15 protein-coding genes and 2 pseudogenes are annotated in these 18849 nt (G+C 72.7%); 6 read left to right on the top strand and 11 right to left on the bottom strand.

Annotated features, from left to right (window positions below):
- A complete protein-coding gene (locus tag ACZ5C2_RS24595; protein ID WP_468794743.1) occupies positions 1 to 969 on the top strand; it encodes a DMT family transporter in 969 nt (322 codons plus the stop codon).
- A 100-nt stretch (positions 970 to 1069) separates the two neighbouring features.
- Here ACZ5C2_RS24595 and ACZ5C2_RS24590 read toward each other — a convergent pair whose 3' ends face one another.
- From ACZ5C2_RS24590 to ACZ5C2_RS24545, 10 genes and pseudogenes are all read right to left on the bottom strand, one after another.
- Positions 1070 to 2167 (bottom strand): Zn-dependent alcohol dehydrogenase, encoded by a 1098-nt coding sequence (locus ACZ5C2_RS24590; protein ID WP_468794740.1) that lies wholly within the window; start codon positions 2165 to 2167, stop codon positions 1070 to 1072.
- Positions 2168 to 2183: 16 nt separating this feature from the next.
- Positions 2184 to 3572, bottom strand: coding sequence for an aldehyde dehydrogenase family protein (locus ACZ5C2_RS24585; protein ID WP_468794737.1), 1389 nt, complete (start codon positions 3570 to 3572; stop codon positions 2184 to 2186).
- 107 nt (positions 3573 to 3679) lie between these two features.
- The gene (locus ACZ5C2_RS24580) at positions 3680 to 5023 is read right to left on the bottom strand and encodes an ABC transporter ATP-binding protein (RefSeq protein WP_468794734.1); all 1344 of its coding nucleotides are present in this window, start codon (positions 5021 to 5023) and stop codon (positions 3680 to 3682) included.
- Positions 5024 to 5227: 204 nt separating this feature from the next.
- Positions 5228 to 7489 (bottom strand): DUF6924 domain-containing protein, encoded by a 2262-nt coding sequence (locus tag ACZ5C2_RS24575; protein ID WP_468794731.1) that lies wholly within the window; start codon positions 7487 to 7489, stop codon positions 5228 to 5230.
- A gap of 124 nt (positions 7490 to 7613) precedes the next feature.
- Positions 7614 to 7826, bottom strand: a complete 213-nt coding sequence (locus ACZ5C2_RS24570) for a hypothetical protein (protein WP_468794728.1) — start codon at positions 7824 to 7826, stop codon at positions 7614 to 7616.
- A gap of 102 nt (positions 7827 to 7928) precedes the next feature.
- Positions 7929 to 8546, bottom strand: a pseudogene (locus ACZ5C2_RS24565) (MFS transporter); the annotation flags it as partial.
- Positions 8547 to 8550: 4 nt separating this feature from the next.
- A pseudogene (locus tag ACZ5C2_RS24560) lies at positions 8551 to 8754 on the bottom strand (citrate:proton symporter); the annotation flags it as partial.
- Between the two features lie 134 nt (positions 8755 to 8888).
- The gene (locus ACZ5C2_RS24555) at positions 8889 to 11153 is read right to left on the bottom strand and encodes a molybdopterin oxidoreductase family protein (RefSeq protein WP_468794725.1); all 2265 of its coding nucleotides are present in this window, start codon (positions 11151 to 11153) and stop codon (positions 8889 to 8891) included.
- A 91-nt stretch (positions 11154 to 11244) separates the two neighbouring features.
- Positions 11245 to 11859, bottom strand: a complete 615-nt coding sequence (locus ACZ5C2_RS24550; RefSeq protein WP_468795041.1) for a TetR/AcrR family transcriptional regulator — start codon at positions 11857 to 11859, stop codon at positions 11245 to 11247.
- Complete coding sequence (locus ACZ5C2_RS24545; protein WP_468794722.1) at positions 11859 to 12470, bottom strand: hypothetical protein; 612 nt, start codon at positions 12468 to 12470, stop codon at positions 11859 to 11861. The genes ACZ5C2_RS24550 and ACZ5C2_RS24545 overlap by 1 nt, the downstream gene beginning before the upstream one ends.
- A 175-nt stretch (positions 12471 to 12645) precedes the next feature.
- Here ACZ5C2_RS24545 and hmgA point away from each other — a divergent pair, with 175 nt between their 5' ends.
- The 3 genes from hmgA to ACZ5C2_RS24530 all read left to right on the top strand — a co-directional run bounded on the left by hmgA (position 12646) and on the right by ACZ5C2_RS24530 (position 16194).
- A complete protein-coding gene (gene hmgA / locus ACZ5C2_RS24540; RefSeq protein ID WP_468794719.1) occupies positions 12646 to 13962 on the top strand; it encodes a homogentisate 1,2-dioxygenase in 1317 nt (438 codons plus the stop codon).
- Between the two features lie 27 nt (positions 13963 to 13989).
- Positions 13990 to 14739: a GntR family transcriptional regulator gene (locus ACZ5C2_RS24535; protein ID WP_468794716.1), complete on the top strand. Its 750-nt coding sequence runs from the start codon at positions 13990 to 13992 to the stop codon at positions 14737 to 14739.
- A gap of 252 nt (positions 14740 to 14991) precedes the next feature.
- Positions 14992 to 16194 (top strand): type ISP restriction/modification enzyme, encoded by a 1203-nt coding sequence (locus ACZ5C2_RS24530; protein ID WP_468794713.1) that lies wholly within the window; start codon positions 14992 to 14994, stop codon positions 16192 to 16194.
- 17 nt (positions 16195 to 16211) lie between these two features.
- Here ACZ5C2_RS24530 and ACZ5C2_RS24525 read toward each other — a convergent pair whose 3' ends face one another.
- Entirely contained in the window at positions 16212 to 16925 is a 714-nt protein-coding gene (locus ACZ5C2_RS24525) for a TetR/AcrR family transcriptional regulator (RefSeq protein ID WP_468794710.1), read from the bottom strand.
- A gap of 62 nt (positions 16926 to 16987) precedes the next feature.
- Between ACZ5C2_RS24525 and ACZ5C2_RS24520 the strand changes: the two genes are divergently transcribed.
- Positions 16988 to 17965, top strand: coding sequence for an ATP-binding cassette domain-containing protein (locus ACZ5C2_RS24520; RefSeq protein ID WP_468794707.1), 978 nt, complete (start codon positions 16988 to 16990; stop codon positions 17963 to 17965).
- A complete protein-coding gene (locus ACZ5C2_RS24515; protein WP_468794704.1) occupies positions 17962 to 18744 on the top strand; it encodes an ABC transporter permease in 783 nt (260 codons plus the stop codon). The genes ACZ5C2_RS24520 and ACZ5C2_RS24515 overlap by 4 nt, the downstream gene beginning before the upstream one ends.
- Positions 18745 to 18849: the final 105 nt, after the last annotated feature.

Raw genomic sequence — 18849 nt, 5'->3', positions numbered from 1 at the left:
ATGATGAACGTCTCCTCTCGTCCCGCTCCCCGCCCCGAGGTACTGGCGGCCTGCGCTGCCGGTGTCACCGTCGTGCTGTGGGCCTCCGCCTTCGTGTCGATCCGCAGTGCGGGCACGGCGTACTCGCCGGGGGCTCTCGCGCTCGGCCGGCTGCTGGCGGGAGCGCTGACGCTGGGGGCGATCTGCCTGCTGCGGCGGGAAGGGCCCCCGCCCCGGCCGGCGTGGCGGGGGATCCTGGTATCCGGGCTGCTCTGGTTCGGGTTCTACATGGTGGCCCTCAACTGGGGTGAGCAGCAGGTCGACGCCGGTACGGCCGCCCTGGTGGTGAACATCGGACCGATCCTCATCGCCCTGCTCGGCGCCCGGCTGCTCGGGGACTCCGTGCCGCCCCGGCTGCTGGCGGGGATGGCCGTGTCGTTCGCCGGCGCGGTCACCGTGGGGCTGTCGATGTCCGGGGAGGGCGGGTCATCGGTGTCGGGGGTGGTGCTGTGTCTGCTGGCGGCCGTGGCGTATGCGGCGGGGGTCGTCGCCCAGAAGCCCGCGCTGGGTGCGGCGAGCCCGTTGCAGGTGACGACGTACGGGTGTCTGGTGGGGGCGGTGGCGTGTCTGCCGTTCGCCGGGCAGCTCGTGGGGGAGGCCGCCCACGCGCCCCTCTCCGCCACGCTCAACATGGTCTACCTCGGCGTCTTCCCGACCGCCCTCGCCTTCACCACCTGGGCCTACGCCCTGTCCCGCACGACCGCCGGCCGGATGGGGGCGACCACTTACGCGGTGCCCGCCCTGGTCGTGCTGATGTCGTGGCTGACGCTCGGCGAGGTACCGGGCGCGCTCACCCTGGTGGGCGGCGCCCTGTGTCTCGCGGGCGTGGCGGTGTCGCGGTCGCGGACGAGGCCGACCACCCGGACAGCCACGGCGCCGCCCTCCCGACAGGAGACGGGACAGACCGGCCGGACATCCGGGCCGACCTGACCTGCCCTACCCGGCCACTCGCCGGGCCTCCCCCGAGCCCACCGGCGCCGTCACCCGGACACTCCGGGCCCCTGTGCCGGCGCCGCACGGCCCGGCAGGCTCACCGAAGAGGCTGGAACACCACCAGCGCTCGTCCGCCCTTGCCCGCCAGCATGTTGTCGAAGGCGGCCGGAATGCCGTCCAGGGCGATGCGTTCGGTGACCAGGGCGCCCAGGTCGAGGCGGCCTGCGCGGATGTGCCCGGCGAGGACCGGGAGGTCGCGGGCCGGGTCGGAGTTGCCGTAGACGCAGCCGGAGAGGGTCCGGCCCCAGTGGAAGATCTCCAGGGCGTTGAAGGTGACCTGCTGGTCCTTGCCGCCGATGCCGACGACCGTGGTGCGTCCGCCGCGCCGGGTGGATTCCCAGGCCGTACGGATGGTGGTCGCGCGGCCGACGCACTCCACGGCCACGTCCACGCCCTCCTTTCCGGTGAGGGCGCGGATCCGCCTGGCAGTGGTGTCGGAGGCGACGAGGTAGTCGGTGGCTCCGGCGGACCGGGCCAGTTCCTCCTTCTCGGGGGAGACGTCGATCGCGACGATCGTGGACGCGCCCGCGATCCGGGCCGACTGGAGGGCGGCGAGGCCCACGCCCCCGACGCCGAACACCGCGACGCTCTCGCCGGGCCGCACCTTGGCCGAGTGATGGACGGCGCCGTAGCCGGTGAGCACCGCGCAGCCCAGCAGGGCGGCGTCGGTGAGCGGGACACCGTCAGGGGCGGGCAGCACGCAGGACGCGGGCACCACCGTCTCCTCGGCGAACGCGGCGACGTTCAGCCCGGGGTACAGGTCGGTGCCGTCGTCGGAGCGGCGGGCGTGCACCTCGGCGGCGCCGGCCAGGGCGTTCGCGCAGAGCCAGACCTCGCCACGTGCGCAGGCGGGACAGGCGCCGCAGGACGGCGCCCAGTTGAGCACCACGCCGTCACCGGGCGAGACATGGGTGACGCCGTCGCCGACGGCGACGACCGTACCGGCACCCTCGTGGCCGAGGACGGCCGGGACCGGAAGGCGCATGGTGCCGTTGGACAGGGACAGGTCGGAGTGGCAGACGCCGGCAGCGGCGAGCCGGATGCGGACCCGGCCGGGACCGGGCTCGGGCAGGTCGATCCCGGTGATCTCCAACGGGGCGTCGACGGCGGACAGAACGGCGGCACGTACGGCCATGATGGTGACGACTCCCCTAGAACTGGAGGGACTTGGTCTGGAGGTACTCGGTCAGGCCGTGCACGCCGAGTTCACGGCCCACTCCGGACTGCTTGTAACCGCCGAAGGGCGCGAGCGGGTTGAAGCGGCCGCCGTTGATGTCGACCTGGCCGGTGTCCATGCGGCGGGCGAAGGCCACCGCCTCCGCCTCGTCACCGGCCCAGACGGCGCCGGCGAGGCCGTAGACGGTGCCGTTGGCGATGCGCAGGGCGTCGTCCTCGTCGTCGTAGCCCAGGACGGACAGGACGGGGCCGAAGATCTCCTCCTGGGCGATGGTCATGTCGGGGGTGACATCGGCGAAGACCGTGGGGCTGACGTAGTAGCCCCTCTCCCGCGGGGCCTCGGGGCCGCCCGCGACGATCCGGGCTCCCTCGGCGACGCCCTTCTCGATGTAGCCGCGCACCCGGTCCCGCTGCCTGGCGTTGACGACGGGGCCGATGCGGTCGCCGTACTTGGCGGCGGCGGCCGCGGCGAGTTCCACGGCCTCGTCGTACTGCTCGCGGTGGACGAGCATGCGGGTCCAGGCGCTGCAGGTCTGGCCGGAGTTGGTCATCACGTTAGCAACGCCGACGTTGACCGCGCGGGCCAGGTCGGCGCTCGGCAGGATGACGTTGGCGGACTTGCCGCCGAGTTCGAGGGCGACCTTCTTCACCATGCCGGTGGCGATCGCGCCGATACGGCGGCCGACGGCGGTGGAACCGGTGAAGGAGACCAGGTCGACGTCCGGGTGCTCGGCGAGGGCCTGGCCGGCCACCGGGCCGAGGCCGGTGACGAGGTTGAACACACCGGCCGGAATCCCTGCCTCGTGCACGGCCTCGGCGAAGAGCCGGGCGACCAGCGGGGTGTCCTCGGCGGGCTTGACCACGAGGGTGCAACCGGCCGCGAGGGCGGGGGCGGCCTTGGCGACGATCTGGTGGAGGGGGTAGTTCCAGGGGGTGATCGCGCCGACCACGCCGACGGGCTCGTGGAAGACCGTCGAGTTGCCCACCCGCTCCTCGAAGGCGTACGTCGCCGCCAGCTCGGCGTACGAGCCCGTGACCGCGACCGGTACGCCGGCGTGGACGGCCCCCGAGAGCTTCAGGGGCGAGCCGAGCTCGGCGGTCACCGTCCCGGCGATCTCGTCCTGGCGGGCGACGAGCGCGTCGCGGAGGGCGGCGAGGCGCGCGGCACGCTCGGCGGGCGGGGTGGCCGCCCAGGCCGGGAGGGCGGCGCGGGCCGCGCGGACGGCGGCGTCGACGTCCTCCGGGGTGCCCGCGGGCACGGTGGCGATCACCTGCTCGTCGGCCGGGTTCACGACCTCGATCACGCCCGGCCCCGCGGCGGGGCGCCACGTGCCGTCGATGTACATGCCGTCGTATGCCTTCATCGCACTTCCTCCGGGGGCGGGCGTCGCTGTACGACTGCTCGAGCCGTCGGACACCTAAACTAGCGATGATAGTTTTCCGGCGCCAGAGGGAGGCCCGCGCGGCCGTGTCACTCCTCCAGGTCGGGCACCCGGTCCGGGTTCGGGCAGATCCGCCGGCCGTACTGGTCGAAGACGAACAGATGGTCGAGATCGACCAGGAGCGGCACCTGCATGCCGTGCCGGAGCCGGATGTCGGGGGTGGTGCGGACGATGAGGTCCCCGGGTACGCGCGGTTCGAGGGAGGCGGAAGCCGGGTCCGGCCGTCCGGGCTCTTCCAGTGCCACCGCGGAGCCCGCACGCAGCGCCCCCGCCCGTTCCCGCAGGCGCTCGAGGACCGTGCCACCCTCGCGGCGGCGCCGCCGGTCCGGTCGGTCGGGAGCCGGACGCGGGGCCTCCAGTTCGGGCACCAGGGCGGGGCTGGAGCCGGTGTCGAAGTGGACGAGCACTTCGTGACCCTGGAACTCCAGATGCTCCACCAGGCCGGTGAGGGCCACCTCGCCGGGCCGGGCGGCGGCCGGTTTGGCGATCCGTACGGCCTCCGAGCGCAGGCCCACGATCACCTCCCGGCCCTGCTGCACCCGCAGCAACTGGTGGTCCAGGGAGAGCGGTTCGGGCAGGCGCAGGAACTGTTTGCCCAGGCTGATGGTCATCGCCCCGTCCAGCGGGGCGCGCACCAGCCCGCGGAGCAGATTGATCCGAGGGGTGCCGATGAACGCGGCGACGAAGACGTTGTCCGGCAGCGAGTACACCGCGCGTGGGCTGCCGACCTGCTGCAGGACGCCGCCTCGTAGTACGGCGACCCGGTCCCCGAGCGACATCGCCTCGGACTGGTCGTGGGTGACGTAGACGGTGGTGACGCCCAGTTCGCGGGTGAGCTGGGCGATTTCGGCGCGCAGATGGTTACGGAGCTTGGCGTCGAGGTTGGACAGCGGCTCGTCCATCAGGAAGGCGGAGGGATGGCGGGCGATGGCCCGGCCCATGGCGACCCGCTGACGTTCGCCGCCGGAGAGCTGGGCGGGGAAACGGTCGAGGAGGTCCTCGATGCCGAGCATCCGGGCGGTGGCGTCGACGCGCGGGGCCGGGTCGGCGCCGGGCGCCTCGATGCGCAGCGGGAAGCCGATGTTGTCGCGGCTGGTCATGCTCGGGTAGAGGGCGAAGTTCTGGAACACCATCGCCATGTCCCGTTCGGACGGGGGCAGATCGTTGCCGTACTCGCCGTCGAGGAAGAGCCGGCCCTCGTCGATGTCCTCCAGCCCGGCGATCATCCTGAGCACCGTGGACTTGCCGCAGCCCGAAGGGCCGAGGAGGACGAGGAACTCGCCGGGCGCGATGTCCAGCGACAGCCGGTCCACCACGCGGGCTCCCCGTGTGTATGACTTGCTCACGTCGTGCAGGGTGATGGCGCGTGTCATGAGGGTGCCCCCGGGGGCTCATCAGGGCGCTGGCGCTCCGCGGTCGAACGCCTCGTGCGGGTCGTACGGGGCGCGTGAGTCACGGAAGCTAACGGAAAGTAGGCGGCCGAGGGAAGACGTGGGACGGGATCTCGGCACTTCCTCCGATCCGCGGGACAGCGGACGTCCGTGTTCAGCGCGCGGGGCGGCGGGCCCGGCGGCACCTCACACCCAGCGTTCGTGCGGCATACCACCGGCGAAGTCGTCGAAGTCCATGCTGCCGGAATTGACATTCGCGCTGACTTCCACCGCCGCGTCGGGCAGGACGCGGTACTGGGTGACGAACTCCTCCTCGTCCTCCTCGAAGGGTTCGCCGTCCCATGCGGTCGACACGGCCAGCAGGGGGTGACCCGCCCCGGACATGGTGGTGGCGTCGGCGATGAAGACCACCTCCGGCAGGTCCGCGCCGGCCAGGGCCGCACAAACACATTCGAGCACCTGTTCGGTGGAGGCGCCGGCGTACCCGGGGTCGGAGATCAGGTAGGGGGTCACGGGATCGCTGTCGTCGGGCCACGGCTTCCGCAGTCCTTCGACGACCCGGTGCCAGGTGTCCTCGTCGGTGAAGTCGGTACGGACCACCAGCGCGTCCACGCCGTCGTACCCCTCGATCGCCCGGGGCGGCCCGGCCGGGGGTGTCGCGGAGGGGGACGGCGTCGGTGTGAGGACACCGCCGAGCAGGGGGCCGCCGAGCCCGGCGGCGCCCGGAACCACCCCGGACGTGCGGAACACCAGCTCGTGGCGGTGCAGTTCGTGCGCGATGTCGTCGAGTGCGGCGGCCACCTCCGCCACCTTCGTCCCCTTGCGGCGGCGCGGGGCGTCCCGCAGTTCGGCCACGAGCCTGTCGCCGTGCTGGAGGCTGAACGTCCCCCCGAAACCGTCTCCTCCGGACGGCTGGTGCAGGGCGGCCACCGAAGTCGAGGGCGCCAGTGCTGTCACCGGCAGGTCGTGGTCGTCACTGACGAGGACCACGTCCGGCCCCACGGCCAGCGCCGCCACCACGTTTCCCCCATCGGGATGTGCGGCGTCCCGGTCCTGCTGGAAGCGGCCCCATGTGCCCCGTGTCATCGAGTCCGGCGCGAGACCGGTGCGCCGGAGTACCTCCTGCGGGGTACTGTCCTTCACCACCGCGACGCAGTAGCCGCGGCCCTCCCCCGCCAGGGCGCCGAACCAGGCGGCCAGGACGTGGTTCCGCGGCATGGCCGGCTCACGCGCCGGAGCCCGCCGGTGCCGGCCGCCGTCGGACGTCCATACCACCGCCCCCGCGTCGTCACGGAGTTCCGCGGCGCCGGGCCCGACGACGAGCTCGGCACCCGGCCCGGCGATCTGCTCCAGCACCGCACCGTCCAGAGACCGCGCACGCAGGAACCCGTCCTCGTCGAGCACCAGGACGTTCTCCTGATCGTAGAACCTGTCCCAGTGCGAGGTCGTTCCGTGCTGGGCGACCCACACCACGCGTCCGTCGTGGAACAGCAGGGTCGACCCGTCACCGCTGGTCAGCGACTGTCCGTACAGACTTTCACCCCGGCGCATCGTCGCCCCCCGGGCCACCTTCCGGAGGCAGGACCCCGCGGCGGGCACCCGAGGGATCCCCGTACTCCACACCACACCACCGTCCGCACCGGTCAGGGCCAGCTCGCCGTTGTCCCGCATCTCCAGCCGCCGCACCCCCAGCCACCCCGTGCCCGTGCTCCACACCCGGTCGCCGTGGTGGTCCCGGGCGACGAGGTCCCCGTCGGGCCCGAGGCACACCAGACTTGATTGCGGCGACTCGCTGGTCCAGACCCGTTCCCGCGTGACGTTGTCCCGTACCGCCAACGACGGGTCGTACACCGAGTGCAGCACCGTGAAGCGTCCCGACGGCGACGTCAGGGACTCCATCGACAGCGTGCCGCCCAACGGCAGCCAGGGGCCTCCTGCCCGCCACCCCTCCGGCTCGGCCCGCGCGAGGCGTACGCTCCGGTAGGCGACCGGGGCACGCCCCGCAGGCCGGCGGTAGCCGACGAAGCCACCGCTGCCGTGGGCCAGGAAGCGGACGGCTTCAACGGGCGCCTCGCTGCCATCGTCGATCAGCACCCTCAGCCGTGACGCCGGATGACCGCCGGCGTCCTCGACCTCCGTGTCGAACTCATACCCGCGGGCACCGTCAGCCGCCTTTGGGGACTCCCCCCGGCCGTCGAGTTCACCGCGCACCTCCACCACATCACCGCCGGCTGTGCGCTGACGGCCGTAACAGCTCGCCCTGTCCGACGAGAAGGCCACCGAGGACTGCGCGCCGTCCTCCGTGACCCAGGACAGGTGCGCCGGCACCCCGCCACCGCCGTCGCCCACACACACCAGCAGCCGTGACGCCACAAGCCACTCCGCCGAGTCCGGCGCGCGCCGCCACAGCCGAAACGCGAACACGTCGTCTTCCGGAACCAATTCCATGGATGCTCCCCGGGCCACCACGGCGCCGGCGACAGGCCATCCGGCAACTCACCGCAGGACAACCATAGTTGGGAGCCACCAGCCGCAAGCACCTGCCGCGCCCGGCCGGCACGGTCCTTCCGCGTCAGCTGTCCCCGGTGACGCCGGAATTGCCCGTGCCGTTGCTGCCGTTGCTGCCGTTGCTGCGCAGCCGGACCTTTCGGGCCAGTTCACCGGCCGCCAGGGTCGCCGTCGCCACGCCGCGCGCCCAGCGCGGGCCGCCCCGCGACGCCCAGACGACGCAGGCGCATCCGCCGATGACGGCGACGAGAACACCGGACAGGACGATCAGAAGCATGGGGTCCCTCTCGTAGGCGCACGGTGCCCGATCTCCACTGTGGGGCCCGTACTTGCGCGTGATCCCGCCATCCTTTCAGTACGGACGCGGCCCCGGCACCGCTCAGCTGGTCGTACGGCACCGAGGGCGGTCGCCGCTGCCGTTCCGGCCGGAGGGCCGGTCCTGCACGGGGCCTGACGGGATACGCAGGGCGACGCCCGAGGACAGGAGCAGAAGGGCGCCCAGCAGCACGAACGGCGCCGCCACCCCCGCGGTCCCGGCGATCAGGCCCGCCGCCGCGGGTGCGGCGACCTGGCCGAGCCGGTTGCCGGTCAGACGCAGGGCGAGGGCGGTGGAGCGGGCCTCTGCGGGTGCGGCCCGGACGACCGTGGTCATGGACAGCGGCTGGCCGACGCCCAGACAGAAGCCGAGCACGGCCAGGATCACCGCCAGCGCCCAGAGCGGCACCGGCAGCGCCACACCAGCGCACAGCAGGCCCGCCGGCAGGCAGGTCACGGTCAGCAGCGCCGTGCGGCCGAACAGCCGCAGCAGGGGCGCGAGCACCAGCCGGCAGGCGATGGTGGCCGCCGCGCGGAGGCTGAGCAGCAGGCCGATGACGGTCGGGTCGATACCCCGGTGTTCGCCGACCACCGGGAGGTAGGCGGTGAGGATGTCGGTCGCGGACAGCACGGCCATGCTGATGAGGATGCCCGCGGGGACGCCCCGGGACCGCAGGATGCCGCGCGACGATCGCGAACATGAGCATCGCCGCGGTGGGGGCGAGGCTGGAGACTCCGTCGATGACGTAGTCACCGAGGCGTGCGCCCTTGCCGACGAACACACAGAACAGCGCGGGGATCAGCACGAGCGCCGCGATCGGCGACATCTTCTTCATCATGATCAGGACCAGGAAGGTCGCGATCATGGCGAAGCCGAGGATGGTCAGCATGAGTGGATACCCAACGTTCGCCCTTGAACATCCCACCAGGGCCGGCGGTGCGACGACGTTAGGTACGGCCAAGCCGTGTCAGCAAGACGTTGACCCGCGAGCAATAAGCGCAAAACCCCAGGTCACGGCTTTGCTCAGGTCAGAGCACCGAACGTTTGGTTCTCGGCGGCGGCCGACGGCGCCACCTCGACGGGCACTCCGTTGAGGACGGCGTTGCCCGACAGCGGATCGAGGAGGCTGCCGTCGAGGAGCTGGTTGACGTTGGCCCCGGGATTGACGGCCGCGTGTCCCATACGGGTGCCGGGCCGGTCGTGCCCCCAGCCGTGCGGCATGCTCACCACACCAGGACGTACGGCGTCGGTGACCTCGGCCGGAACCGTCACCTCTCCCCCTGCCCCCTTGACGCGGACCGGCTGTCCGTCCCGTACGCCGAGGCGTTCGGCGTCCTCGGGGTGGAGGTGCAGGGTGCAGCGGTTGGAACCACCGGTGAGGGCAGGCACGTTGTGCATCCAGCTGTTGTTGGAGCGCAGATGGCGGCGGCCCACGAGGACGAGCCCGCCAGGGCGTTCGTCCAGGGCGGCGCGCAGGCGCGGAAGGTCTGCGGCGATCGGTTCCGGCAGCAGTTCGACCTTGCCGCTGCGGGTCTTCAGCGGCTGGGGCAGCCGCGGGCGCAGGGGGCCGAGGTCGATGCCGTGCGGGTGCGCGAGCAGCCGGTCCAGGGTGAGCCCGTCCGGATCGGCGCCGAAGCCGTCGCCGTAAGGGCCGAGGCGCAGCATCATGTCGAGGCGGCGCTCCGGACCGCTGTCGCCGGTGAGCAGGGCGGCCAGTTCCTTCGGGTCGCGTCCGCGCACCGGGGAGTGCGGGTCCAGGACCGCCTTGCCGAGGGTCTGGTCGATCACCATGGCGTCCACGGCGGCGGGATCGGCTCCGTGCATGCCGGTCGCGGCGAGGACGAGCCGGGCGAGGATCTCGGTCTCGGCCATGCGGCCGGGCTCCAGGGGGACGGCGGGGCGGGTGTACCGGACCTGGTTGCGCACGGCGAGGGTGTTGAAGGCGAAGTCGTGGTGCGGGCTCTGCGCGGGCGGGGGCGGCGGCAGGACGACGTCCGCGTGCCGCGAGGTCTCGTTGAGGTACGGGTCGACGCTCACCATGAACTCGAGGGAGCCGAGCGCCTTGTCGAGGCGGTCGCCGTCCGGGGCGGAGAGCACCGGGTTGGCGGCGACGGCGACGAGGGCGCGGACCGGCTCGCCCCCGTCGGTGGGGGTGTCGATCTCCTCGGCGAGGGCGGACAGGGGGAGTTCGCCCTTGGCCTCGGGGTGCCGGCTCACCCGGGAGTGCCAGCGTCCGAGGGCGAAGCCGCGGCCGGGTCCGGCGGGGCGCGGGGTCCTGTCCGTGGCGGCCTGGGGGAAGAGGGCGCCGCCGGGACGGTCGAGATTGCCGGTGAGGACGTTGAGGACGTCGACGAGCCAGCTGGCCAGGGTGCCGTGCGGGACGGTACAGCTGCCGATGCGGCCGTAGACGGCGGCGGTGGGGGCGGCGGCGAGTTCGCGGGCGAGGGTGCGGACGGTCTCCGCGTCGACGCCGCAGGCGCCGCAGACGGCGTCGGGCGTGAAGTCCTTCAGCGCGGCCGCGAGTTCGTCGATCCCCTGAATGTGCGGCGCCCGCTCGCCGAGGTCGACGAGGCCCTCGTCGAACAGGGTGTGGGCCATCGCGGCGAGGAGCAGTGCGTCGGTGCCGGGGCGGACGGCGAGGTGGCGGTCGGCGAGCCGGGCGGTGCGGGTGCGGCGCGGGTCGATGACGGTGAGGGTGCCGCCGCGGGCCCTGAGCGCCCGGAGCCGGCCGGCGAAGTCGGGGGCGGTGCACAGACTGCCGTTGGATTCCAGCGGATTGGCGCCGATCAGCAGCAGGTGGTCGGTGTGGTCCAGATCGGGTACGGGGATGAGGTTCGCGTCTCCGTAGAGCAGTCCGCAGGCGACGTGCTTGGGCATCTGGTCGACAGTGGAGGCGGTGAACAGGCTGCGCGTGCCGAGCCCGGCGATCAGGAGGGGCGGGTAGAGGGCACCGGCCATGGTGTGGACGTTGGGGTTGCCCAGGACGACGCCGACGGCGTGCGGGCCGTGGCGCTCGACGACGGGCCGCATCCCGGCGGCCACGGCGTCGAACGCCTCCTCCCAGGTGGCCTCGCGCAGTTCGCCGCCGACGCGGACGAGCGGGGTGCGCAGCCGGTCGGGGTCGGAGTCCACGGCGCCGAAGGCCGCGCCCTTCGGACAGATGAAGCCCTTGCTGAACACGTCGTCACGGTCGCCGCGGGCACCGGTGACGTGGCCGTCGTCGAGGGTGAGGGTCAGGCCGCAGGTGGCCTCGCACAGGGGGCAGATACGCAGGGCGGTGCGGGACACGGGGCCTCCCGGTACGGCGGTGGTGACGCACGGACGGACCGAGCATACCGACCGGTACGCATGCTGGGGAGGGGTGCCGCGGGACTGCCTCTCAGTCCAGCACCCGGGCCAGATAGGCACGCAGCATCTCGCGCAGCTCCCCGATGACCTTCTCGTCCCCTTCGGGTGCCATCCGGAACGCCAGGTGGACGAGGGCGTCGGCGGTCTCGACGGCGACGAGGAAGGTGCGGCGCAGATCCTCGTCGGCCTCGCGGTCCAGATGGGCGGAGAGCAGTTCGGTGAGGCGGTCGGCGACCCGGCGGTTGGGTTCGGCACGGGTGCCGACGGGGATCTGGTTGCCGAAGTCGACCAGGGAGAAGCCGGGAGCGGTGCGCTTCATCTCCAGGTACGCGTCGAGCACGACGTCCATGGCGTGCCTCCAGCCCCGGTCACCGGTGGCCCCGATCCGTTCGGTGACCCGCTCCGAGAAACGCTCCAGATTGCGCTGGGCCAGGGCGTCGGCCATCTGGCGCTTGTTGCCGAAGAAGCGGTAGACGGAGCCGATGGGCACACCGGCCCGTTCCGCGACGGCGCGGGTGCTGAGGTCGTCGTAACCGGCCTCGTCGAGGAGTGCGGCGCAGGCGTCGAGGATCCGGGCCAGGCGCTCGGCGCTGCGCCGCTGCACGGGCGCTCTGCGGAGCGGTGTCGCGTGGGGCACGGGCTTCATCATGCCTGCCCGGCACGGTCCGGCGAACCGCGCCGTCCGCCACGCCTCCGGCCGTCCGCCCCACCGGACACGGCGGCACCGTCGATCGGCTCCACGGTCGGGTCGGCGCTCGGCCCGTCCCGCGACACCGTGATGTCGGCCGTGCTCTCCACCGGCTCTCCGTCCACGGCCCACACCGAGCCGTCGTCGGCGTACAGACGCGCGGTGACCTTGTGCGTGCCGCGCGGGACGAAGCCGCCGGAAAGGTGGTACTCGGGGGTGCGCAGCCGGGCGATGCGGCGGCCGTTCACCTCCAGGTGCGCCAGACCGCGTCCGGCCACCGCCCACCGGCCCGTTCCGTGCGGGGAGAAGCGGAAGTTGCGCACCCGCAGCCGTACGTCCCAGCCGCCTTCGGAGTCGGGCGCGACCTCGACACCGACCTCGGGCGCGTACTCCTCGTCCACCTCGCGGTAGGGGCGTCCCTCCCCGTCCCGCTCGTCGAGGAGCCGGCCGATGGGCGAGGCGGACGCCTCGCCCTCCCCCTGGGCGGCACGGGAAACACAGCCCGCGGATCCGGCCAGCAGTACGACACAGACCGCGAGCGCGGTGATCGGGCTCCGCGTCCACGTCATGCCGGGGAGCGTAGAACACCGGTACGAGCCCGCGTATCCCCCTGAAGTCGGGTATCCGTGTCCTCCGTCAAGAGGAGGAGGGACGGACGGAGCCGGGATCGCGCGCCGTCTTGCGCCGGAGAAACCGCATTCCTATGGTATCCCAGAGGAATCGGATCCCGAGGGAGCAGCGAACATGAGCGGTGACCCGCGCAAGGCCGCCGAAGGACTGGAGTATCTCTCCGGTTTCGGCAACGAGCACAGCTCCGAGGCGATCCCGGGCGCCCTGCCCGAGGGCCGCAACTCGCCGCAGCGCGCGCCGCTCGGGCTGTACGCGGAGCAGCTGAGCGGCTCGGCCTTCACCGAACCGCGGGCGGAGAACCGCCGTTCCTGGCTGTACCGGATCCGTCCGTCGGCCGCCCACCCCGCGTTCACCCGCACGGGCAACGGCGCGCTGCGCACCGCGCCCTTCACCCAGACGGTTCCCGACCCCAACCGGCTGCGCTGGAACCCGGTGCCGGAGCCTGCCGAGGGCACCGACTTCCTGGCCGGCCTGTGGACCCTGGGAGGCAACGGCGACGTCACCCAGCGCACCGGTATGGCCGTGCACCTGTACCACGCCACCGCCTCGATGGACCGCGTGTTCAGCGATGCCGACGGTGAGCTGCTGATCGTCCCCGAGCGCGGCGGGCTGCTGCTGCGCACGGAGTTCGGGCTGCTGCATGTGGAGCCGGGACACATCGCGCTGATCCCTCGTGGGGTGCGGTTCCGTGTGGACCTTCTCGAGGAGTCTGCCCGCGGCTATGTGTGCGAGAACTACGGGGCACCGTTCCGGCTCCCCGACCTCGGCCCGATCGGCGCCAACGGGCTGGCCAACACCCGGGACTTCCGGGCGCCCGTCGCGGCGTTCGAGGACGTCGAGCGCCCGGTGGAGGTGGTGAACAAGTTCTGCGGCAACCTCTGGTCGGCCACCTATGACCACTCCCCGCTGGATGTCGTGGCCTGGCACGGCAACCATGTGCCGTACGCCTACGATCTGCGTCGCTTCAACGTGATGGGCACCATCTCCTACGATCACCCGGACCCGTCGATCTTCACGGTGCTGACATCGCCGAGCGACACACCCGGTCTCGCCGGGGTGGACTTCGTGGTCTTCGCTCCGCGCTGGCTGGTCGGCGAGGACACGTTCCGCCCGCCGTACTTCCACCGGAACGTGATGAGCGAGTACATGGGCCTGATCGAGGGCGCGTACGACGCGAAGGCGGAGGGTTTCGTGCCGGGCGGCGGCTCGCTGCACAACATGATGTCGGCGCACGGCCCGGACCGGGAGACGTTCGAGAAGGCGAGCGCCGCGGAGCTGCGCCCGCAGAAGATCGACGACGGTCTCGCCTTCATGTTCGAGACCCGCTGGCCGGTTTCCCTGACCCCCCAAGCGGCACGGGCCGAGCACCTGCAACAGGGGTACGACGACGTATGGCACGGCATCGAGCGCATCTTCCGCCCGTTGCACTGAACCGTTCCCGACCGGTACGGATAGCCCGTGACCTCCTTCGCTCCGGATTCGATCGTCCTGAACCGCAAGTTGCCGTTGTGGTACCAGGTGTCGCAGTCGCTGCGCGCCTCGATCCTCGGCCGCTCGCCGAAGGACCCCCTGCGCCTGCCCACCGAGGAACAGCTGGCCGGCCACTACGGGGTGAGCGTGCTGACCATGCGGCAGGCGCTGAAGGAACTGGAGGACGAAGGGCTGATCACCCGCCATCGCCGGCGCGGCACGTTCATCGAGCCCGACGCCCGGCGGGGCGCCCCGGTCCGGCTGCTGGGCTCGGTGGACGCGATCGTGGCCCAGCAGTCCGGGATGACGACCGAACTGCTGGAGCACGGACCGGCGCCGGTGCCGGCGGAGATCGCCGAGTACTTCCCGGACCTGTCCGAGGCGGCGGCGTACCACCGGCTGCGCAGCGACGAGAAGACGGGTGAGCCGACCAACCACGCCCGCAACTACGTCCGTCCCGAACTGGCCGCCCGCATCGATCTGGACGACCTGGTGCGGTGGCCGATGACCAAGGTGCTGCGGGACGTCGTCGGAGCGGACATCAGCCGGATCACGGACACGGTGGAGGCGAGGCTCGCGGACCCCGAGACGGCCCGTCTGCTCCGGGTCCCGCTGCTCAGCCCGATCCTGCACTACACGGGCATCACCTACGACACCGACGGCCGGGTGCTGGACGCGGCCGTCATCAACTACCGGGGCGACCGCTTCTCCTTCACCGTGACGCTGGACGCCACGTGAGCGGCGCCTCCCCGGGTTCTGTCACCGAGCCCCCGCCGTCCGCCGGAAGGGCGGGTCTCGCGGCGTCAGGCGCGTGCTCCGAGGGCCCCGGCCGGAGGCCGGGTGAGTGCCGGGTCCTGAACCCCGTGCCGGACGCACTCGGGTCGGGCACCTCACACTCGCGGGGTCCCCGCCCGAACGCAGCCGGGTGTGGGGCAGCGGGGCGGCGTCGTGAGGCGGGCGGGAGTCCGACGGCAGGCCCCAGGTCGTACGATGCCCAGCGTGACGCATGACGACGCTCCGCTGCTGGCGGACCTCATGCCGTGGTCCGTCGCACCGCCGCGGCTCGGCCGGGGGTGGCCGGCGGCCCCCGACACTGCGTCCCTGAGGGCCCGTTGGGATGCCCTGGTGAAAGCCGCGGGGCCGGACCGCGAGGCCCTGTTCCAGTCGACCCGCTCCCGGACCCCGCACTCGGCGGTCGGTCAGCTGCCGGGGCAGGGCGGCGGTACCGGGAAGCTGGCCCGCGCCTCGGGCCCGTGCCCCGAGCCGGTGCGGTTCCTGTACGCCCCGTTCGACGAACAGTGGCTGATCGCCGACCAGCGGCTGATCGATGCGGCACGTCCGGAGTTGTGGCGGGTGGCGGACGAGCGGCAGGTCTTCGTCGTGGAGACGGGCAGCGGGCGGAGCGGTGCCGCTGTCGACGACTCCTGGGGTCCGCCCCTGCTCGCCACCTCCCTGCTGCCCGTGCTCCGCGCGGGGCGCGTCCGCCCGCTGTACCGCCGGCCGGGCGCCGCCGAGCCCAACCTGGCACCGGGCCTGACGGACCACCTCGCCTCCCGGCTCGGCCACGACACCTCCCCCGTGGACGTCCTCGCCTGGACGACGGCCGTGGCGCGACCCGCGCCCACGGGCCTCGTGGTGCCGCTCACCGGGGACACGGCCGCATGGGAGCGGGGCGTGGCCGTGGGCCGCCGGCTGCTGTGGCTGATGCGGCGCGACGGCGAGCACCCCAGGCTCCCGGGCGGGCGCCGCCCCTACGTCCGCGCCCCGCTGCCGTCCCGGCCGCTGAGCGTGCGCTACGACCGCGACGAGGAGGCCCTGCACCTCGACGGGGGCCGCATCGCCCCGGTGCCGCCGGAGGCCTGGGACTTCGTGGCGGGCGGGGTCCGGGTGCTGGAGCAGTGGCTGGGGGCCCGCATGGAGCCGGGCGAGCCGGGCACGCTGGCGGCCATCCGTCCGGCCACTTGGCCCCAGACCTGGACCTCGGAACTCCTGGAACTCATCACGGTCCTCGCCCTGCTGGCCGAACTGCGTCCGCGGCAGGCGGCGTTGACGGACCCGGCGGTCCCGGACCCGATCACACCGGCGGAGCTGCGCGAGGCCGGCGTGCTCCCGGTACCACCCTCCACTCGCCGCCCCGCCTCGGTGCTGGACGCACACGAGGAGGGCCCGGAGGGCCAGCTCGCCCTGATCTGACGGCCGCCGGCACGGAATCAGCGGCGCGGGTCGAAGCCGTCCAGCATCCGGCCGAGCGCCCGCTCGAACACCGCCTCCAGATCGATCGGCCCCGCGTCCTCCGCGAAGGCCGCCGCCATCCTCGGGTACTCACCGGTCGCGATCCGGCCGCCCAGATAGGCGATCCGCATCGCGTTCTCCTGCTCCTGCGACCAGGGCAGCGAGCGGGTGCGCTCGTCGGTGGCCAGCTCGTTGGTGACGTACGTCGTCACGATGCCGTTCAGCATCGCGATCAGCTCCAGCTTCGTGCCGTAGGGCTCGGGGAGCGGGTCCAGGCAGGCCAGGCAGTGTTCGAGGTAGCGCAGGGCATTGGGGCTGAAGCCGTGGACGGGTGACATCAGCCGCGGCAGCCACGGGTGGCGGTGCATCAGCGTGCGGGTCTGGTGCGCCACCCGCAGCATGTCGGCGCGCCAGTCGCCGCCGGGCTCCCACAACTCGTGCTCACCGCCGACCGCGTCCACCATGAGCTCGTAGAGGTCCTCCTTGCGGGGGACGTAGTTGTACAGCGACATGGTGCCGCAGCCCAGTTCCGCCGCGACACGGCGCATGGAGACCGCGTCCAGGCCCTCGGCGTCGGCGATCCGCACCGCCGCCGCCGCGATGTCGGCGCGCGTGTACGCCGGTCTCGGGCCACGGCCGGCGCGCTCGCGGCGCGCCCAGATCACTTCGGGTACGGCCGCTCGGCCCGCCATCGGTCATCACCTCACCACCATCGTAGTTACGTACACCGTACGTAATGCGGTAAGGTCACCCCATGACTACTACGTACGCTGTACTTAGTGAGGGTCTGGAGAAGCGTTTCGGGGAGGTCCATGCCCTGCGCGGGCTGGATCTGGCGGTGGCCGAGGGCACCGTGTGCGGGGTGCTCGGGCCCAACGGCGCGGGCAAGACGACGGCGGTCCGGCTGCTGACCACGCTGCTGCGGCCCGACGCGGGATCCGCCCGGGTCGCGGGACACGACCTGCTGCGGGAGGCCGCCGCCGTACGGCGCAGCATCGGTGTCACCGGACAGGACACCTCGGTGGACGGAGACCTCACCGGGCGCGAGAACCTGCGGCTGTTCGCCCGGCTGCTCCGGGTGAACGGGGCGGCCGCGCGGGCCGCCGAGCTGCTCGACCGGTTCGGGCTGACGGAGGCGGCCGACCGGCCGGCATCCGGCTGGTCGGGCGGTATGCGGCGCCGGCTGGATCTGGCGGTGAGCCTGCTCCGGCGCCCCGAGGTGCTGTTCCTGGACGAACCGACCACCGGCCTCGACCCGGCGAGCCGGGCGCTGATCTGGACAGCGGTGCGCGAGCTGACCGGCGAGGGCACGACCGTCCTGCTCACCACCCAGTACCTCGAGGAGGCCGACCGTCTCGCCGACGACATCGCCCTGGTGGACCGGGGGCGCGTCGCGCACACCGGATCACCGGCCGAACTCAAGGCGCTGGTCGGGACGCACGCCGAGGTGGTCGTCGCGGACGCGGACGCACTGACGGCGGCGGCCGGGGTGCTGGACCGGCTCACCGGCTCGGAGCCGTCCCTGGACCTGGAACGCAAAGCGGTCGGCGTGGTCACCAGGGACGCGACGCTCACCCTTCCGCACCTGGTGCGCACGCTGGACGCGGCGGGCGTGCCGCTGCTGGACGCGAGCCTCAGGCCCCCGACCCTCGACGATGTGTTCCTGCGGCTGACCGAGGGGTCCGGCGCCTTCACCGGCCGTCCCACCGATGACAAGGAGCGTGCGGCATGAGCACGCTGGCGTACGACGGCACCGCGTTGCTCGGCCGGCAGCTGCGGCGGATGCGGAACAACCCGGGACTGCTGATCCTCACCCAGACGATGCCGGTCAGCATGCTGCTGTTCTTCGGCTATGTCTTCGGCAGCGCGCTCGCCGTGCCCGGCGCCGAGTACCGGGCCTTCCTGGTTCCGGGGCTGCTGGTGGCTACGGCGGCGGGCGGTGTGATGACCGGCATGTTCCAGTCGGCCCAGGACGTGCACCGGGGGGTGACGGACCGGTTCCGCACACTGCCGGTGAGCCGGGCGGCGGTGCCGGTGGGCCAGGCCGTGGCGGATGCGCTGGTGACGGCGGCCGGGACGGTGCCGTTCCTGCTGGTGGGGCTCGCGGTCGGCTGGCGGGTGGAGGGGAGCGCACGGGGCGCGGTGGGCGCCCTCGCGCTGCTGCTGCTGTTCCGGTTCGCGTGCGTGTGGATCGGCATCTTCCTCGGCCTGCTCACCCGGAACGAGGAGGCGGCCGGTCAGCTGGGCGGGGCGACCTTCCTGCTGCCGCTGCTGTCCAGCGCGTACATCCCCACCGAGGGGCTGCCGGGGTGGCTGCGCACGGTGGCGGAGTGGAATCCGATCAGCGCGGTGGCGACGGCGCTGCGGGATCTGTTCGGCAACGCGCCCGTGCCGGAAGGGGCGGCCTGGCCGGTGGCGCATCCCGTCGCGGGGTCACTGGCCTGGTGTGCGGTGCTGCTCGCGGTGTTCGTGCCGCTCGCCGTGCGGAAGTACGCGCACGGCAGGCGGTGAGGCGCGGGAGGAGAAGGCCGGCGGGCCCCCGGGATCGGTGCCGGGTGGGTCCGGGGGCGCCGGCAGGGGGACGGGGAGGGCGCCTTGGTGCGCCCGGCGTCCTGG

Source organism: Streptomyces sp. NPDC031365, from assembly GCF_055569765.1.
This window is presented reverse-complemented; position numbering and strand designations above follow the sequence as displayed.

Bases quoted from the DNA above. Each gene is read 5' to 3' on its own strand.
- ACZ5C2_RS24595 (WP_468794743.1), top strand. From the start codon at position 1: ATGATGAACGTCTCCTCTCGTCCCGCTCCCCGCCCCGAGGTACTGGCG.
- ACZ5C2_RS24590 (WP_468794740.1), bottom strand. From the start codon at position 2,167: ATGGCCGTACGTGCCGCCGTTCTGTCCGCCGTCGACGCCCCGTTGGAG.
- ACZ5C2_RS24585 (WP_468794737.1), bottom strand. From the start codon at position 3,572: ATGAAGGCATACGACGGCATGTACATCGACGGCACGTGGCGCCCCGCC.
- ACZ5C2_RS24580 (WP_468794734.1), bottom strand. From the start codon at position 5,023: ATGACACGCGCCATCACCCTGCACGACGTGAGCAAGTCATACACACGG.
- ACZ5C2_RS24575 (WP_468794731.1), bottom strand. From the start codon at position 7,489: ATGGAATTGGTTCCGGAAGACGACGTGTTCGCGTTTCGGCTGTGGCGG.
- ACZ5C2_RS24570 (WP_468794728.1), bottom strand. From the start codon at position 7,826: ATGCTTCTGATCGTCCTGTCCGGTGTTCTCGTCGCCGTCATCGGCGGA.
- ACZ5C2_RS24550 (WP_468795041.1), bottom strand. From the start codon at position 11,859: ATGAAGCCCGTGCCCCACGCGACACCGCTCCGCAGAGCGCCCGTGCAG.
- ACZ5C2_RS24545 (WP_468794722.1), bottom strand. From the start codon at position 12,470: ATGACGTGGACGCGGAGCCCGATCACCGCGCTCGCGGTCTGTGTCGTA.
- hmgA (WP_468794719.1), top strand. From the start codon at position 12,646: ATGAGCGGTGACCCGCGCAAGGCCGCCGAAGGACTGGAGTATCTCTCC.
- ACZ5C2_RS24530 (WP_468794713.1), top strand. From the start codon at position 14,992: ATGCCCAGCGTGACGCATGACGACGCTCCGCTGCTGGCGGACCTCATG.
- ACZ5C2_RS24525 (WP_468794710.1), bottom strand. From the start codon at position 16,925: ATGGCGGGCCGAGCGGCCGTACCCGAAGTGATCTGGGCGCGCCGCGAG.
- ACZ5C2_RS24520 (WP_468794707.1), top strand. From the start codon at position 16,988: ATGACTACTACGTACGCTGTACTTAGTGAGGGTCTGGAGAAGCGTTTC.
- ACZ5C2_RS24515 (WP_468794704.1), top strand. From the start codon at position 17,962: ATGAGCACGCTGGCGTACGACGGCACCGCGTTGCTCGGCCGGCAGCTG.